Below are 16,210 nucleotides of genomic sequence, written 5' to 3' on the forward strand. Positions count from 1 at the left end.
TAACAGCTGGAACAGAAAGGGGCGCTGATAGCGCCCCTTTTATTTTTCAATTATAAGAATATTTCATTTTAATGAGACAAGTCTGTCAAACAGTGGCCGTTTGCAGAACTCGTTACCGAACACACAAGAGACGTTTGGCGCCGTCCCAATCAAGCGGGCTCCCCCCTCTGTCTTTTTTAAATTCGGCACCAAGACGCTCGACGGCTGGTTGCTTCTCCTGCTTGGCAAACCTTCTGCGTACCCCGATCCGCGCTTATGCAACATCGACGAGCTAGGGCACGCAATCACTGGTGGCGCTCACCGCCGAACGGCGACTAGTTCGCCACCCCCTCACGTCAGCCGCGTGACCCACCCCAGCGCGTTCTTCCAGAGCTTCGCGTACCCCTCCCATTCGACGAAACTGTTCGGCAGCCAATGCGGGCCGATGTCGGAGGTCCAGGCCAGCGTGCGTCCCTTGCCGAACTCGCCGGTGACGAGCAGCGGGTGGCCGCCTTCCTCTGCCGGCAGCGTCGCCAGCAACTCGGCACCGTCCTTCAGCACCACCTCGTTGGCGCCGAGCAGCATCGGCCAGGGGCCTTCGAGGCCTCTGAGGATCGGGTGCGCGGGGTTGCCGGTGACGGCGGGGACGAAACCTTCCGGGATTTCCAGGCGGTCGTCATAGGCGAGGCACGCGACCGGCAGTGCCTCCTCGACCGCCGTCGCCCGCCAGCGCGCCTTGCCGTCGATCCCCTGGAACGAGAAGTAGCCGCCCATCATCAGCAAGCCGCCGCCGGCGCGCGTCCATTCGCGGATCAGTTTTAGCCGGTTCGGCACCGGCTTGCCGTGCATCCACACCTCCTGCGGCAGCAGGAAAGTGTTGGTGCCGATGTCGGAGAGGATGATCGCGTCATAGGCGGCAAGGCCGGCCATGTCGTAGGGAAACTCGGCCGCGGCGGCGTGCGCGGTCATGTAGGTCAGCTCGAACTCGCTGTCTTTCAGGGCCGCCACCAGCGGCTCGGCGCCGAGGTGGAAGGTGACGCTGCCGAACTGGTCGAAGCCCTTGTAGTGGATGGCGGAACTCGTCCAGCTTTCGCCGACGAGGAGGACTTTCTTCTTTGTCATGTCTCTTTTTCTCTTTCGTATCGGCCGGCCTTTCGGCCGGGCGCTGGGTCAGGCGATCCGCCGGACCGACTGGCGGATCACGAGGTCGACGGCGAGCCGTTCGACCGTCGGGGTGGTGTCGCCGCCGATGGCGGCGAGCAGGAGGTCGAGGGCGCGCTCGCCCATCGCCTGGATCGGCTGGCGGACCGCCGTCACCGGCGTCGCCATCAGCTCCAGCGGGCTCGCATCGTCGAAGGTGACGATCGAGAGGTCCCCGGCCACGGCGAGCTGCCGCGACGCCATCACCCGGAGGATGCCGATGAGGATCGGGTCGCTGCCGGCGAATACCGCCGTCGCGCCGGCTTTCCCGTCGATCAGCGCCTCGCCCGCCGCGCTGCCGAAGGCGGTGGCGTAGTCGCCGAAATATTCCGCGACGACCTCGACGCCGGGCCCCGCCTCGCGCACCGCCGCGTGAAAGCCGGCCGCGCGCTCCCGGGCGCTCATCAGGTCGCAGGGGCCGCCGATATGGGCGAGGCGCCGGTGCCCGGCCTCGATCAGATGCCGGCCGGCGAGGTAGCCGCCCTGGTGGTTGTCGGAGAAGATTTTCGAGACAGCGGTGCCGGCGACGTCCTCGTCGACGAGGACGATCCGCGCCGCCTGGTTGATCGCCGCGGCGAGGGTCCCGTCGGCATCGTTGTGGTTGGTGGCGAAGAGCAGGCCGTCGACGACGCCGACGCCGAGCGTCGAGATGTATTTCAGCTCGCGGCTCGGCTTGTTCGACGTCGAGCACAGCATCACCGCGACGCCCCGCGCGTCGGCGGCCCGCTCTACCGCGGCGGCAAGGCCGGAGAAGAAGGGATTGTCGATCTCGGGAATGACCAGCCCGATCGCATCGGAACGGCCGCGGCTGAGGCTGCGGGCGTGGTGGTTAGGCCGGTAGCCGAGCTCCTTGACGGCCTCGTCGATGCGCCGGCCGGTCTCGACCGGCAGCACCAGCAGGCCGTTGAGATAGCGCGAGACCGCCGCAGGCGACAGCTTGGCCGCCTTGGCGACCTGGTCGAGCGTGATGCGCTTGGTGACGGGCTTGTCCATACCGCAATGCTGCCGTGATCGAGCGATTTAGTAAAGCGCTTAATTTCAGCGCACGACACTAAGGATCGGCCGATCATGCAACAAGCCCCTCCGGCGGGGAAGTGGCTGCCGGCGTCAGGACGGACGCGTCAGCGCGTCGCGCCGACTTTCATCGCGCCGCCGAGAAAACCGAGGATGCTGCCGACCAGCACCCTTGCCCCCAGCGCAAGCGCGGCCTCGTCGACATGGAGGCGCGGGTGATGCAGCGCAAACGCCTCACTGCGGGCGGGGTCCGCGACGCCCAGCCGGAAATAGACCGAGGGCACCGCCTCGCTGTAGAAGCCGAAATCATCGGCCGCCGTCCAGCCGGGCGCCGTCACGACCGCGCCGTCGCCGAGCGCCGCCCCGGCCGCCGCCGCGACCACGGCCACCATGCCGGCATCGTTGATGACCGGCGGCTCGCCGCTGACGATCTCGACGCGCGCCTCCCCGCCATGCGCGGCGGCAATGCCGGTGGCGATCTCGCGCAGCCGCCGCTGCGCCAGAAGCCGCGTCTCCGCTCGGCCGGAGCGCACCGTCCCGCGCAAGGTCACGCGGTCGGCGATGATGTTGTAGGCGCCGCCGCCGGCAAAGCCGGTGACCGAGACGATCAGCGGATCGAAAGCCGCGGTCTCCCGCGCCACGATCTTCTGCAGCTCGCCGACCACCGCACAGCCGATCGCGATGGCGTCAACGCCGCGGAAGCTCTCGGCCGCATGCGCCGAGCGCCCGGTAATCACGATGTCGAAGATGTCGGAGGCCAGCGTATACGGGCCGACCCCCAACGCCACCTGGCCGGTCGCGAGAAACGGATCGACGTGCAGGCCGATCGCCGCATCCATGTCGCGAAGGTGCCCCTCGGCGACGATCCGCCGCCCGCCCAGCGGCTCCGCCTCCTCCGCCGACTGGAAGATGAAGCGCACGGTGCCGCCGAAATGCGCGCGCTGCCGGTGCAGCGTCGCGGCGGCGGCGAACACCATGGCGGCGTGCGCGTCGTGGCCGCAGGCATGCATGACGCCCGGGTGGACGGAGGCGAAGGCCAGCCCGGTCGCCTCGTGGATCGGCAAGGCGTCGATGTCGGCGCGCACCGCCAGCCGCCGGTTCGACGTCGGCGCCAGCCCCTCGACGTCGACGACGAGCCCGGTTCCCGCCGCCGGCCGGGCCACCATCCCCTCCCCGGCGAGGCAGTCCCGGAGATAGCGCTGGGTTTCCCCCTCGGCATTCGACAGCTCGGGATGCGCATGGAGGTGCCGCCGCACCTCGATCATCCGCGAGAGGAGATCGGCGGGGATAGCCACGATTTCGGGATCGCCGGCTGCCGCCGTCGGAGCGTCCGCCACCGTCATTTGCAGAAGACGTCGCGCGGAAACCGGGTGATCGTCTCCGCGCCGGTGTCGGTGACGAGGATGGTCTCGCTGACCTCCATGCCCCAGCCGTCCATCCACATGCCGAGGATGGCGTGCAGCGTGTTGCCGGGCTGCAGGATCGAGCGGTCGCCGGCGCGCAGGCTGATCGTGTGCTCGCCCCAGTCCGGCGGATAGGCGATGCCGATGGAATAGCCGATGCGCGATTCCTTGGTGAGTCCGTAGCGGGCGATCACCCGGCGCCAGGCCGCCTCGACCGATTCCGCCGTCTCGCCGGGCCTCACCGCCTCCAGCACCGCATCCATGCCCTCGAGCACCGCCTTGGCGGTCTCGGCGACGGCGGGCGGCATCGGGCCGAGCTGCATCGTCCGGGCAAGGCCCGCGGTGTAGTGCCGCCGCGCGCCGGCGAGCTCCAGCGCCACCGTCTCGTTCGCGCCGAACCGCCGGTCGCTCCACATCAGGTGCGGCGCCGAGGCGTTCTCGCCGCCGAGGATCGTGGGCGGCAAGGCGGTGACGTCGCCGGCATAGCCGGGCTCGCCCGCGACCTGCGCCGCCTGGATCACCGCGATGGCGTCGCATTCGCGCACGCCCGGCTCGATCACCGCGTAGGCGGCGCGCATCGCCCCTTCGACGAGCCGGGCCGCCTCGCGCATGTACGCGATCTCGCCGGCCGACTTCACCGAGCGGACCCAGCTGACCAGCAGCCCGGAATCGACGATCTCCGCGTTCGGCAGGCCGGCGACGAGACAAGCATGCGCCTTGGCGGTGTAGTAGTAGGCGTCGAGCTCGACGGCGATCCGGCCCTTGCCCCAGCCCCTGTCGGCCAGCCAGCGGGCGATCCAGTCCATCGGATGCCGGTCGCTCTGGTGGACGAAATCCTCGGGGAAGCCGACGACGTTCTCCGAGCGCATCCAGGCGGTCAGCCGGCCGCCGACCGCATCCATCGCCCGGCCGAGCCAGACCGGCTCGCCCTCCAGCGGCACGACCACGCATTGCGGCGTGTAGAACGACCAGCCGTCATAGCCGGTGAGATAGTGCTGGTTGGCGATGTCGTTGACCATCAGGAGATCGAAGCCCTTGCGCTGCATCTCCAGCCGGACGCGGGCAAGGCGCTCGGCATAGTCGCCGAGGTCGAAGGGCAAGGGAACCATCGTCGCTCCGAGCTGGGGGTCATGAGGACGCGGCCGCATCGGCGGCCGGTCCGTCAGGAGCGGAGACTGGCCTCCAGCCGTTTCCCCTGTCAATCCGCGGCTGTCCGGCGACATGCCCGTGCCCGCAGGTCCCGCCGGCTTCCCGGCACGCCCGCAACCTCGCATTGCCCCGCGACCTCTTTCGCTTCGGAGACGAGACGCCTCTTTTGAAGGCAGTTCGGCTAGTGACAAATCTCTATTCAAGGAGCTTGACAGGCGTTCAAGGATTTTGAAATCTCACCCGGCGGCCGAACGCTGATCGCAGGGGCGACAGGAAGGGTCCGCGACCAGACAGAGGGGGTACCGACATGCGCCTGACCCGAATGCTCTCCCGCAGCATCGCCGCCGCCGCGATCCTCGTCGCCCTCGGCAGCGCGGCCAATGCCGCGACCTACGCCCTCGTCACCATCAATCAGCAGGCGCTGTTCTTCAATCAGATCAACGACGGCGCCAAGAAGGCGGCGGACGCCGCGGGCGCCGAGCTGGTGATCTTCAACGCCAACAACGTGCCGGCCGCGCAGAACGACGCGATCGAGACCTACATCACCCAGAAGGTCGACGGCATCATTCTCGTCGCGATCGACGTCAACGGCGTGAAGCCGGCGATCACCGCCGCCAAGGCCGCCGGCATTCCGGTGATCGCCATCGATGCCCAGATCCCCGATGGCGACAACGTCTCCTTCATCGGCGTCGACAATGCCAAGGCCGGCGAGGACATCGGCAAGCACTATGCCGACTACGTCAAGGCCGAGATGTCCGGCACCGCCAAGGTCGGCATCGTCGGCGCACTGAACTCCTTCATCCAGAACCAGCGGCTGGACGGCTTCAAGAAGGCGGTCACCGCCAGCGGCCTTGCCGTCACCGTGACCGACACCGTCGACGGGCAGAACGTGCAGGACGTGGCGCTGGGCGCGGCCGAGAACCTGATGACCGCCAATCCCGACATGACGACGATCTACGCCACCGGCGAGCCGCAGCTGATCGGCGCCGTCTCGGCCGTCGAGAGCCAAGGCCGGCAGAGCGACGTGAAGGTGTTCGGATGGGACCTCACCGCCCAGGCGGTGAAGGGCATTGACGAGGGCTGGGTCGCCGCCGTCGTGCAGCAGGACCCGGCCGGCGAGGGCAAGGCCGCGGTCGAGGCGCTGGAGAAGCTCGGCAAGGGCGAGAAGATCGAGCCGATCATCAACGTGCCGATCACCATCGTCACCAAGGCGAATGTCGACCAGTTCCGCGGCATGTTCAAATAGGGCGGACACCCTCCACCCCATGCCCACCTGCATCCGCGGGCGCTGCCCGGATGCAACATGCCGACCTGCATCCGGGCACGCCGCCCGGTGCCCTATGCCGACCTGCATCCGGGCGCACCGCCCGGATGCCCCATGCCATGACGGGAAACAGCTGAATGGAAGACCGATACCGGGTCCGGATGACCGGCATCTCGAAGCGCTACGGGCCGATCCAGACGCTCGACAACGTCTCGCTGAGCCTCAAGGCCGGTGAAGTGCTCGGCCTCGTCGGCGACAACGGCGCCGGCAAGTCGACCCTGTCGAAGGTTCTCTCGGGCGCCGTGGTGCCCGATGCCGGCACGATCGAGATCGACGGCGAAGTGGTCTCCTTCGCCTCGCCGGCCGATGCCCGCCAGAAGCATGTCGAGATGGTCTACCAGGACCTCTCGCTCTGCGACACGGTGGACGTCGCCGGTAACATCTTCCTCGGCCGCGAGCCCAGGCGCCGGTTCCTCGGCCTGCCGCTGCTCGACAAGCCGCGCATGCACACCGATTCCCGCGCCATGCTGGAAAAGCTCGGCATCGACATCGCCGACACCCGGCTGAAGGTCGAAAACCTTTCCGGCGGCCAGCGCCAGTCGATCGCCATCGGCCGCGCCGCCTCGTTCGATCCCGCCGTGCTGATCATGGACGAGCCGACGGCGGCGCTCGCCGTCGCCGAGGTCGAGGCGGTGCTGGACCTCATCCGCACGGTCAGCGCCCGCGGCGTCAGCGTCATCCTCATCACCCACCGCCTGCAGGACCTCTTCCTCGTCTGCGACCGCATCCAGGTGATGTACGAGGGCCGCGCCGTCGCCGAGCGGCTGATCGGCGAGACCAGCATCGAGGAGGTCGTGAACCTCATCGTCGGCCGCAAATTCGCCGCGCGCTCCGCCGGCCGGGCCGAAATCGCCGGAGCACCACTATGACCACGACCACCGAGCCTGCCGGCGACAACGCCGCGATGCATGCCCATGCCGGCCCTGCAAGGGTGCGTCAGGCGACCTGGCACGACTGGTTCATGGCGAATGGCAGCGTTGCCTCGATCGCCATCTTCTTCATCGTCGTCTGCCTGCTCTTCACCTTCACGACCGGCGCCTTCCTGACCGCGCCGAACCTTCTCAACGTCATCCGGCAGTCGGCCCCACTGCTGATCGTGGCCGCGGCGATGACGCTGGTGATCACCACCGGCGGCATCGACCTCTCCGTCGGCTCGGTACTCGCCCTCGTCAGCGCCCTGTCGGCAACGCTACTGCAGCTTGGGCTGCCCTGGCCGGTAGTGATCCTCGCCATGCTGGCGCTCGGCGCCTTGATCGGCGCGATCCAGGGCTTCTTCGTCGCCTATGAGGGCATTCCCTCCTTCATCGTCACCCTCGCCGGCCTGTCGGTGATCCGCGGCATCGCGCTGCTCATCACCAATGGCTATTCCATCCCGATCGAGCCGACGAGCGCCTTCGTCTACATCGGCCGCGCCTGGCTGTTCGGCGTGCCCTTCCCTGCAATCATCGCGCTGGTCGTCCTCGTCGTCGCCTATATCACCTTCAACGAAACCCGCTTCGGCCGCTACATCACCGGCATCGGCGCCAATGCCGAAGCCGTCCGGCGGGCCTGCGTCGACACGCGGCGCACCATGCTGATGGTCTACGTCATCTCGTCGAGCGCCGCCGCGCTCGCCGGCATCATCCTCGCCGGGCGCCTCGGCTCCGGCTCGTCGAACTCCGGCCAGGGCTTCGAGCTCGAGGTGATCGCCGCCGTCGTGCTCGGCGGCACCAGCCTATTCGGCGGGCGGGGCACCATCGTCGGCACCGTGCTCGGCGCGCTGACGGTCGCCGTCATCGCCAACGGGCTGATCCTCTCCCACATGTCGCCGTTCCTGACGCCGATCGTCACCGGCTGCATCATCCTCGTCGCGATATGGCTGAATTTCCGCCTGTTCCGCGGTGCGGTGAGGCGGCGCTGATGGCCCTCGACTTCACCGATCGCCGCGCGGCGCCCAGCGCCATCGGGGTCGCCACCGGCCAGGTGATGACCGTGCAGGGCCCGATCCCCGTCGCCGAGATGGGGGTGACACTGATGCACGAGCACATCCTGATCGACGGCGCCAAATCCTGGGCGTGCCCTTGCCACCCCGATCTCGCCGCGATCGCCGAACAGAAGGTCTCGATCGAGATCATCGGCGAGCTCCGGATGAACCCGTATATCAACCGCGACAATGTCAGCCTCGACGACAGCGATCTCGCCCTCACCGAACTGAAGATGTTTCAGAAGCTCGGCGGCCATACGGTCGTGGACCCGACGAATATCGGCATCGGCCGGGATCCCGCCAAGCTCGCCCGCATCTCCCGCATGTCCGGCCTAAAGATCGTCATGGGCTCGGGTTTCTACCTCGAGCACACCCATCCGGACTGGCTGAAGGCGATGGACGTCGACGATGTCACCGCGTTCCTGGTGAACGACGTCGGCGGCGGTCGTGAGAAGCCCGCGGTGATCGCCGGCATCATCGGCGAGGTCGGCGTCAGCAAGGACTTCACCGAGGAGGAGAGGAAGTCGCTGCGCGCATCGGCGCGGGCCTCGGCCCTCACCGGCGTCCCGCTGTCGATCCACCTGCCCGGCTGGGAGCGGCTGGCGCACGAGGTGCTGGACGTCGTCGAGGCCGAGGGCGCCAATCTCCGCCACACCGTGCTCTGCCACATGAACCCGAGCCACGAGGATCTGCCCTACCAGAAGGCCCTCGCCGAGCGCGGCGCCTTTCTCGAATACGACATGATCGGCATGGACTACTACTATGCCGACGCTGACTCCCAGTCGCCTTCGGACGAGCAGAACGCGCGGGCGATCCGCTCGCTGGTCGACATGGGCTTCGAGGACCGCATCCTCCTGTCGCAGGACGTGTTCCTGAAGATGATGCTGACCCGCTTCGGCGGCTTCGGCTATGCCTACATCCTGCGCCACTTCGTGCCGCGCCTGCTGCGCCACGGCGTCGGACAGGCGGTGATCGACCGCATGATGACGGACAATCCGCGGTCGGTCTTCGCGGCATGACGGTGCACGTCGTCGGCAATGTCTGCATCGACACGACGTTCCGCCTCCAACGCTTCCCCAAGGCGGGCGAGACGCTCAACGCCGCCGCGGTCGCCGACGGCCTCGGCGGCAAGGGCGCCAACCAGGCCGTCGCCGCCAGCCGCACCGGTGCCGACGTGCGCTTCTGGTCCGCCATCGGCGGCGACGAGACCGGCTTGCGCATCCGCTGCCTCTTGGCTGCGGAAGGCTTGGACACCGCAGGCCTCGCCGTTCTAACCGGGCCAAGCGACCGCTCGTCGATCTTCGTCGACGCCGCCGGCGAGAACATGATCGTCAGCGCCGTCCCCTCGGCGACGGCTTTTGATCCATTGTCGAAAACTGACCTCGGATCCGCCCTCCTTGCCGGCGACGTCGTCGTCCTGCAAGGCAATCTCGGTCCGGCGGCGACTGAAGGCTGCCTGGCTCTCGCCAAGGCTTGCGGGGCGACCACGATCCTCAATGCCAGCCCCCTCCCGCCGGACGGCGGCATGGCCGTCGCCGATGTCGACATCCTGATCGTCAACGCGGTCGAGGCCTCGATCTTGTCCGGCTGCGACCTGCCCGAGGCCGCCGCCCTGGCGCTACTGGAGCGCGGACCCGGTTGTGTGCTCCTGACGCTCGGCTCGGCCGGTGCGGTAATCGCCCTCGCCGGGTCGCAGGACCTCGTCCGCATCGCCGTTCCCGCGGTGGCCGTGGTCGACACGTCGGGTGCCGGCGACGTGTTCTGCGGGGTCGTCTCCGGCCTGGTCGCCCTCGGCATCGGCGTCGAGCCGGCGGCAAGGCTCGCGGTCCAGGCGGCCTCGCTGGCGGTGACGCGGCCGGGCACGCTCTCTTCCTGCCCGAGCGCTGCCGAGATCGCCGCGCTGCGGGCCGGCGCAACCAAAATCCCTTCGGCGGCAGAACCAGCCGCCTATCAAGCAACGAACTGAAGCGGAACCTCGCGATGAACACCCAGAAGCCCATCGGCCAAGCCGGCGGCGACGCCATCCAGCAGATCTTCGGCCGTCCCAAGGCGGTGATCGGCGTCGTCCATCTCGCCGCCCTTCCCGGCGCGCCGCGGCATGACGGCGAAACGGTCGAGGCGATCTACCAGCGCGGCCTCGACGATGCCCGTGCCTATCTCGCGGGCGGCTGCGACGGGGTGATCGTCGAGAACCACGGCGACGTGCCCTTCGCCAAGCCGGACGACATCGGCCCGGAGACGTCGGCGCACATGGCGGTCGTCGCCGACCGTATCCGCCGGGAACTCGGCAAGCCGATCGGCATCAACGTTCTCGCCAATGCCGCCATTCCGGCGCTCGCCATCGCCAGCGCCAGCGGCGCCAGCTTCGTGCGCGTCAACCAGTGGGCCAACGCCTATGTCGCGAACGAGGGCTTCATCGAGGGCGAGGCAGCTCGGGCGATGCGCTACCGCGCCCAGCTTCGCGCCAAGGGCATCAGGATCTTCGCCGACGCGCACGTGAAGCACGGCGCGCACGCCATCGTCGCCGACCGGCCGGTGGAGGAGCAGGTGAAGGATCTGGTCTTCTTCGATGCCGACGTGATCATCGCCACCGGCCAGCGCACCGGCCACGCCGCCGACCTCGGCTATATCCAGATGATCAAGGAAGCCGCCGGCCTGCCGACGCTCGTCGGCAGCGGCGTGACGCCGGATAACGTCAACGACATCCTCGGCATCGTCGACGGCGTCATCGTTGCGAGTTCGCTGAAATACGACGGCGTCTGGTGGAACCAGGTCGAGCCGGCGCGGGTGACGGCGTTCATCAACGGCATCCGGCGTTGACCGCAAAGGCGACCATCGATCCGGCGCGCCTCGCTCGCCGCCTCGACCAGTTCGCCGAGATCGGCGGCACGCCGGCGGGCGGCGTCGATCGCCAGGCGCTGACGCCGGGTGACCGGCAGGCCCGAGCGCTGCTGGCCGAGCTCGCCTTCGCCCGCGGCTTCACCGTGAGCCAGGATCCGATGGCGAACCTCTTTGTCCGCCGCGAAGGCCGCGACCCGTTGCTGACGCCGCTGATGATCGGCAGCCATCTCGACACCCAGCCGACGGGCGGACGCTTCGACGGCGCGCTCGGCGTGCTCACCGCCTTCGAGGCCCTGGAGGCGATCGAGGATGCCGGGCACGAGACCGCTCGTCCGATCGAGCTGGTGTCGTGGACGAACGAGGAAGGCAGCCGCTTCGCGCCCGGCGCCATGGGCTCGCGGGCGTTTGCCGAGGGCGCGATCCCGGCCGCCTGGGCCGGACTTTCCGGCACCGACGGCGCGGCGTTCGCCGGCGAGCTGGAGGCGACGCTCGGCGCGTTGCCGGTGCCGATGCGGCCGCTCGGCACGCCGCTGTCGGCCTATCTCGAACTGCACATCGAGCAAGGGCCGGTGCTCGAGCGCGAGAGAATTCCAATCGGCGTCGTCACCGGCGTCCAGGGAACCCGCTGGCTGGAAGTGACGATGACCGGCCGAGCCGCACATGCCGGCACGACGCCGCTCGGCTTTCGCCGCGATCCGCTGGTCGCCGCCGTCTCGCTGCTGAAAGTGCTTCAGGACTCGGTCATGCCCGAGGACGAGGACGTGCGCCTGACCGTCGGGCGCATGACCGTGTCGCCTGGCTCGGTCAACGCCATTCCCGGCAGCGTGGCGTTCAGCCTCGACATCCGCCATCCCCGCGCGGCGCGGCTGGCTGAGCTGGAGGCGCATGTGCGTACGCTCGCCATGGGCTTTGCCGCGACGCAAGGCTGCACGGCCGAGGTCCGGCAGACGCTCGACATGCCGCCCGTCGCCTTCGACGAGACGCTGCTGGTGGCCATCGAGGAGGCGGCGGCCCGGACGCACAATCTCTGCCGCCGCATCCTTTCCGGGGCGTTCCACGACGCGCTGTTCATCGCGCGGCGGGCGCCGAGCGCCATGCTGTTCGTGCCGAGCCGCGACGGGCTCAGCCACAACGAGGCCGAGTACACCGCGCCCGAGGATTGCGCGGCCGGCGCCGCGGTGCTCCTGGAAACGGTTCTGGCGCTCTCTTCCAGCTGACGTCGGCACAGCATCCGCCTCGGTCCAGGCACAACGCCGCCGTCTCCATCCCGCCCCCGATCATTCCCGAAGGAGCCGGGCATGACCGACGTCACTAGGATGTACATCCTCCTCTGCGGCTACTAGATCATCCGCAAGTCCGGCTGCGTTCGCGGGGCGGACCCCGGCATCGTGCTGACGGTGCCGATCTCGGCCTATCTCCTCGAAACCCGGCGCGGCTACGTGCTGATCGACGCCGGGCTCGACAGCGCGACCCTCGCCGACCCCGCAGACAGCCGGGCCGCCTACATCAACCCGCTGTTCCCCGCGCCGCCGCTGGTGCTGCCGGAGCACGAGCTCCTAGCGCAGCTCGCCCTCATCGGCGTCGCGCCGCAGGATGTCGGCGAGGTCGTGCTGACGCATGCGCATGGCGACCACACCGGCAATCTCCATCACTTCCGCCACGCCCGCGTGACGATGCAGCGCCAGGAACATGCGGCCGCGTTCGAGGGCGCACGGCGGGCGGCGCGCTCGTTTGCCGAGATCGCCGATCCCGCCATCGACTGGCACCTCATCGATGGCGACTGGCAGATGATGCCGGGGCTGGAGCTGATCCTCACCCGCGGCCATACCGCCGGCCACCAGTCGGTGGTGGTCACTCTGCCGGAGAGCGGCGTGAAGGTGCTGACCGGCGACGTCGCCGATCTCGCGGAGAATTTCGACCGCGAGGTGCTCGGCGTCAGCATGGACGATGCCGCCGCGCTCGCCAGCATCCGCAGGCTGAAACGGATCGTTGCCGAAACCGCGGGCGAGCTGGTGCTGCTGCACGATCCCGACTTCGTCGAGAACGCCCGCCGCGCTCCCGACTACTACGCCTGACACGTTGGGCGGACACCAGCCGCCTCGCGATCGCCTAAGCCGGGCTGCGGGTAATCCTAATATCGGCCGGCGCCCGGCTGCTCTAGGCTTGGGCGCGCCGGGCTTCTGGAGCGTCCTGCGATTGGGCGGACCCACCCCGTCGAAGCGAGATGCTCTGGATCCGATCAGATGAGCGACCTTTCTGCGTCCCTCCGGACGCACGGCGCTCTAACGCCGGCGGGGCAATGCCGCAGAGGAGCTGTCGATGGCGCTGGAGAAGACCGAGACGCTGGTGATCGGCGCCGGACAGGCCGGGATCGCGATGAGCGAGCATCTGACGGCGGGCGGCATCCCGCACCTCGTCCTCGAACGCGCCCGCATCGCCGAACGCTGGCGGTCGGCGCGGTGGGATTCGCTGGTCGCCAACGGCCCGGCCTGGCACGACCGCTTTCCCGGCCTCGAGTTTGCCGGCGTCGACCCCGACGCCTTCGCGCCGAAAGAGGCGGTCGCCGACTATTTCGCCGACTATGCCCAAAAGTTCGGCGCGCCGGTGCGCTGCGGCGTTGCGGTGACGCGGGTGCGGCGGCTGGCCGGGCGGCCCGGCTTCCATGTCGAAACGTCCGAGGGCGAGATCGAGGCGGACACGGTGGTGGTCGCCACCGGGCCGTTCCAGAACCCGGCGATCCCCGCGGTCGTGCCGTCTGACGCGCCGGTGCAGCAGCTGCATTCCAGCCTCTACCGCAACCCCGGCGCGCTGCCGGACGGTGCGGTCCTCGTTGTCGGCGCGGGATCCTCGGGCACACAGATTGCCGACGAACTGCTGCGGGCGGGACGGCGCGTCTTCCTCTCCGTCGGCCCGCACGAGCGACCGCCGCGCGCCTATCGCGGCCGCGACTTCGTCTGGTGGCTGGGGGTGCTCGGCAAATGGGACATCCAGGCGAGCGCTCCAGGCACCGAGCACGTGACGATCGCGGTGAGCGGTGCCGAGGGCGGCAGGACCATGGACTTCCGCCGGCTCGCCGCCGCCGGCATGACCCTCGTTGGCCGTACCGAGGCCTATAAGGACGGCATGCTGCGCTTCGCGCCGGGGCTCGCCGAGACGATCGGGCGGGGCGATGCCTACTACACCGCCCTCCTCGACGAGGCCGATGCCTTCGTCATTCGCAACGGCCTCGACCTGCCGGAGGAGCCAGGCGCGCGGGTTTTTGCCGCGGATCCACCTTGCGTCACGGCGCCGCTCGCCACGCTCGACATGGCAGCAGAGGGCATCTCGACCATCGTCTGGGCGACCGGCTTTTCCAGCGATTACAGCTGGCTGGAGGTCGACGTCTTCGACGCCGAGGGACGGCCAAAACACCAGCGCGGCGTCTCGGCCGAGAGCGGGCTCTACTTCCTCGGCTTGCCCTGGCTGTCAGGCCGGGGATCGAGCTTCATCTGGGGCGTCTGGCACGATGCACGCTTCCTCGCCGACCACATCCGCACGAGGGGCCACTACCTCCGCTACCGCCCGGCTCAAGGCCTGTCGGCCTGAAGCCACGTCGCCCCGGCCATAGCGAAATCCCTCAGCCCCAGAGCCCCGCCCCCCGAACCACGAAAGGACCGTCATGGCGCACACCCGCCTGCGAAAATTCAACACCCGCGATACCTATCCCGAGCAAAAGCTCGACAACGACCTCTGCCAGACGGTGGTCGCCCGAGGCAGCATGGTCTTCGTGCGCGGGCAGATCGGGCAGGACCTCGACACGTCGGAAAGCGTCGCCATCGGCGATGTCGGCGGACAGGCCGAGAAGGCGATGGCCAATATCGACATGCTGTTGAGGGAGGCCGGCGCCTCGCTCGCCGACATCTGCAAGATCACCATCTACCTCGTCGATCCCGCCGACCGCGAGGCCGTCTACCGTGTCGTCGGACGCTGGCTGAAGGGCGTCTATCCCGTCTCCACCGGCCTCGTCGTCTCCGCCCTCGCCCGGCCGGAATGGCGGGTCGAGGTGGACGTCATCGCCGTCATCGGCGGCAACGACTGAAAGCCCCACCGCGGCGCTCCCGTCTCCCCGCGCGCCGCCCAAGTCGCCGCCGCCCTGGCCGGACGGCGGGCTTTCCGTCGCCTGGACGGAGGCGTCCTCGCGCTTTCGATCTGGGCACCGCCTTTCCCAAGAATCCACTCCGAACTTTCGCTGCGATGCGGTAGCCTAACGCTTCAGCAGCCCACCGCGACTTCCCGCCTCGGGCCCGCGCGCCATCCCCCGCCGACGTGGCCGAACCTCAAGTCAGCCCCATGCGCTTTTCCTTTCGCCAGCTGGAATACTTCGTCGCGGTCGGCGAGGTCGGCTCGATCACGCTGGCGGCCGAGCGGCTGCATATCTCGCAGCCTTCGATCTCGACGGCGATCGCACAGCTCGAGCGCGAACTTGGCGTGCAGCTGTTCCTGCGCCAGCACGCACAGCGGCTGACGTTGACGCCGACCGGCCGCATCGTGCTGGACGAGGCGCGGCAGCTGTTGCGCCAGGCCGAGGGGCTGCACGCCGTCGCCGCGGAAGCGGCCGGCGAGGTGCGCGGGCGGCTCGGCGTCGGCTGCCTGTCGACGCTGGCGCCACTGGTCATGCCCGAACTCGCCCATGCCTTCACCGCCGCCTTCCCGGCCACCGAAATCCGCCAGGTCGAGGCGAGCCAGGAGCAGCTGTTCACAGCGCTCGGCCGGGCCGAGATCGACATCGCCGTGACCTATGATCTCGAAATTCCCGCCGAGATCGGCTTCGAGCCGCTGGCCAGCCTTGCCCCGCACGTCTGGGTCGGCGCCGCAGACCCGCTGGCCCAGCGCCAGTCGGTGACGCTCGCGGAATTGGCCGACCTGCCGCTGGTCCTCCTCGACCTCCCCTACAGCCGCGACTATTTCCTCGCGCTCTTCCACGAGGCCGGCGTACGCCCGCAGATCGCCAGCCGCTCGACCCAGCTCGAAGTGGTCCGCACCATGGTCGCCAACGGCTATGGCTACACGCTCGCCAATGTGCGGCCGCGCTCCGACCTCGCCCTCGACGGGAGGCCAATCGTCCGTGTTCCGCTTGGCGGCGCGCACCGGGCGATGCGGCTCGGCCTCGCCACGCTGAAAGCCTGCCGCAAGACGCGCTGCGTCGAGGCCTTCGAGACCCATTGCCGCGTCCTCATCTCCGACGCCGCCATTCCCGGAATGGCCCCGGCCGTCCCCTGAGACGCAGCTCTTCCCTCTCTCCTCGCCTCTCCCGGTTAACGCCCGCCGGGCGCCCTCTCCCGCCCGGCCGGGTAGGGT

General features: G+C 68.8%; 15 protein-coding genes. 11 read left to right on the forward strand and 4 right to left on the reverse strand.

The window, feature by feature from the left end; translation table 11 throughout:
- Window positions 1–330: 330 nt before the first annotated feature.
- From ACZL02_RS09820 to ACZL02_RS09835, 4 genes are all read right to left on the reverse strand, one after another.
- Window positions 331–1,101 carry a glutamine amidotransferase gene (locus ACZL02_RS09820; RefSeq protein ID WP_472937214.1) on the reverse strand — a complete coding sequence of 257 codons (771 nt, stop codon included), beginning with the start codon at window positions 1,099–1,101 and terminating at the stop codon, window positions 331–333.
- Between the two features lie 48 nt (window positions 1,102–1,149).
- Window positions 1,150–2,172, reverse strand: a complete 1,023-nt coding sequence (locus ACZL02_RS09825) for a LacI family DNA-binding transcriptional regulator (RefSeq protein ID WP_472937213.1) — start codon at window positions 2,170–2,172, stop codon at window positions 1,150–1,152.
- A 128-nt stretch (window positions 2,173–2,300) separates the two neighbouring features.
- Window positions 2,301–3,536, reverse strand: coding sequence for a M20 metallopeptidase family protein (locus tag ACZL02_RS09830; protein WP_472937212.1), 1,236 nt, complete (start codon window positions 3,534–3,536; stop codon window positions 2,301–2,303).
- Window positions 3,533–4,705: a M24 family metallopeptidase gene (locus tag ACZL02_RS09835; RefSeq protein WP_472937210.1), complete on the reverse strand. Its 1,173-nt coding sequence runs from the start codon at window positions 4,703–4,705 to the stop codon at window positions 3,533–3,535. Before ACZL02_RS09835 ends, ACZL02_RS09830 begins: the two co-directional genes overlap by 4 nt.
- Before the next feature lie 347 nt (window positions 4,706–5,052).
- Here ACZL02_RS09835 and ACZL02_RS09840 point away from each other — a divergent pair, with 347 nt between their 5' ends.
- From ACZL02_RS09840 to ACZL02_RS09890, 11 genes are all read left to right on the forward strand, one after another.
- Entirely contained in the window at window positions 5,053–5,991 is a 939-nt protein-coding gene (locus tag ACZL02_RS09840; protein WP_472937209.1) for an ABC transporter substrate-binding protein, read from the forward strand.
- A 155-nt stretch (window positions 5,992–6,146) separates the two neighbouring features.
- On the forward strand, window positions 6,147–6,938 hold the full coding sequence (locus tag ACZL02_RS09845) for an ATP-binding cassette domain-containing protein (protein WP_472937208.1): 792 nt from the start codon (window positions 6,147–6,149) through the stop codon (window positions 6,936–6,938).
- A 35-nt stretch (window positions 6,939–6,973) separates the two neighbouring features.
- On the forward strand, window positions 6,974–7,969 hold the full coding sequence (locus ACZL02_RS09850) for an ABC transporter permease (RefSeq protein ID WP_472938114.1): 996 nt from the start codon (window positions 6,974–6,976) through the stop codon (window positions 7,967–7,969).
- Entirely contained in the window at window positions 7,969–9,051 is a 1,083-nt protein-coding gene (locus ACZL02_RS09855; protein ID WP_472937207.1) for a phosphotriesterase family protein, read from the forward strand. Before ACZL02_RS09850 ends, ACZL02_RS09855 begins: the two co-directional genes overlap by 1 nt.
- Window positions 9,048–9,998 (forward strand): ribokinase, encoded by a 951-nt coding sequence (locus ACZL02_RS09860; RefSeq protein ID WP_472937206.1) that lies wholly within the window; start codon window positions 9,048–9,050, stop codon window positions 9,996–9,998. Before ACZL02_RS09855 ends, ACZL02_RS09860 begins: the two co-directional genes overlap by 4 nt.
- 14 nt (window positions 9,999–10,012) lie before the next feature.
- Window positions 10,013–10,852, forward strand: a complete 840-nt coding sequence (locus ACZL02_RS09865; RefSeq protein ID WP_472937205.1) for a BtpA/SgcQ family protein — start codon at window positions 10,013–10,015, stop codon at window positions 10,850–10,852.
- On the forward strand, window positions 10,849–12,090 hold the full coding sequence (locus tag ACZL02_RS09870) for a Zn-dependent hydrolase (protein WP_472937204.1): 1,242 nt from the start codon (window positions 10,849–10,851) through the stop codon (window positions 12,088–12,090). Before ACZL02_RS09865 ends, ACZL02_RS09870 begins: the two co-directional genes overlap by 4 nt.
- Before the next feature lie 171 nt (window positions 12,091–12,261).
- A complete protein-coding gene (locus ACZL02_RS09875; RefSeq protein ID WP_472937203.1) occupies window positions 12,262–12,948 on the forward strand; it encodes an N-acyl homoserine lactonase family protein in 687 nt (228 codons plus the stop codon).
- A 244-nt stretch (window positions 12,949–13,192) separates the two neighbouring features.
- On the forward strand, window positions 13,193–14,458 hold the full coding sequence (locus ACZL02_RS09880; RefSeq protein WP_472937202.1) for a flavin-containing monooxygenase: 1,266 nt from the start codon (window positions 13,193–13,195) through the stop codon (window positions 14,456–14,458).
- A gap of 73 nt (window positions 14,459–14,531) precedes the next feature.
- Window positions 14,532–14,951, forward strand: a complete 420-nt coding sequence (locus ACZL02_RS09885; protein ID WP_472937201.1) for a RidA family protein — start codon at window positions 14,532–14,534, stop codon at window positions 14,949–14,951.
- Window positions 14,952–15,202: 251 nt separating this feature from the next.
- Window positions 15,203–16,132: a LysR substrate-binding domain-containing protein gene (locus ACZL02_RS09890; RefSeq protein WP_472937200.1), complete on the forward strand. Its 930-nt coding sequence runs from the start codon at window positions 15,203–15,205 to the stop codon at window positions 16,130–16,132.
- The last annotated feature ends 78 nt before the right edge of the window (window positions 16,133–16,210 follow it).

It is taken from the genome of Mesocryomonas fontinalis (assembly GCF_055730125.2).

Bases quoted from the DNA above. Each gene is read 5' to 3' on its own strand.
- ACZL02_RS09830 (WP_472937212.1), bottom strand. From the start codon at position 3,536: ATGACGGTGGCGGACGCTCCGACGGCGGCAGCCGGCGATCCCGAAATC.
- ACZL02_RS09825 (WP_472937213.1), bottom strand. From the start codon at position 2,172: ATGGACAAGCCCGTCACCAAGCGCATCACGCTCGACCAGGTCGCCAAG.
- ACZL02_RS09840 (WP_472937209.1), top strand. From the start codon at position 5,053: ATGCGCCTGACCCGAATGCTCTCCCGCAGCATCGCCGCCGCCGCGATC.
- ACZL02_RS09880 (WP_472937202.1), top strand. From the start codon at position 13,193: ATGGCGCTGGAGAAGACCGAGACGCTGGTGATCGGCGCCGGACAGGCC.
- ACZL02_RS09835 (WP_472937210.1), bottom strand. From the start codon at position 4,705: ATGGTTCCCTTGCCCTTCGACCTCGGCGACTATGCCGAGCGCCTTGCC.
- ACZL02_RS09860 (WP_472937206.1), top strand. From the start codon at position 9,048: ATGACGGTGCACGTCGTCGGCAATGTCTGCATCGACACGACGTTCCGC.
- ACZL02_RS09885 (WP_472937201.1), top strand. From the start codon at position 14,532: ATGGCGCACACCCGCCTGCGAAAATTCAACACCCGCGATACCTATCCC.
- ACZL02_RS09890 (WP_472937200.1), top strand. From the start codon at position 15,203: ATGCGCTTTTCCTTTCGCCAGCTGGAATACTTCGTCGCGGTCGGCGAG.
- ACZL02_RS09865 (WP_472937205.1), top strand. From the start codon at position 10,013: ATGAACACCCAGAAGCCCATCGGCCAAGCCGGCGGCGACGCCATCCAG.
- ACZL02_RS09845 (WP_472937208.1), top strand. From the start codon at position 6,147: ATGGAAGACCGATACCGGGTCCGGATGACCGGCATCTCGAAGCGCTAC.
- ACZL02_RS09855 (WP_472937207.1), top strand. From the start codon at position 7,969: ATGGCCCTCGACTTCACCGATCGCCGCGCGGCGCCCAGCGCCATCGGG.
- ACZL02_RS09850 (WP_472938114.1), top strand. From the start codon at position 6,974: ATGCATGCCCATGCCGGCCCTGCAAGGGTGCGTCAGGCGACCTGGCAC.
- ACZL02_RS09820 (WP_472937214.1), bottom strand. From the start codon at position 1,101: ATGACAAAGAAGAAAGTCCTCCTCGTCGGCGAAAGCTGGACGAGTTCC.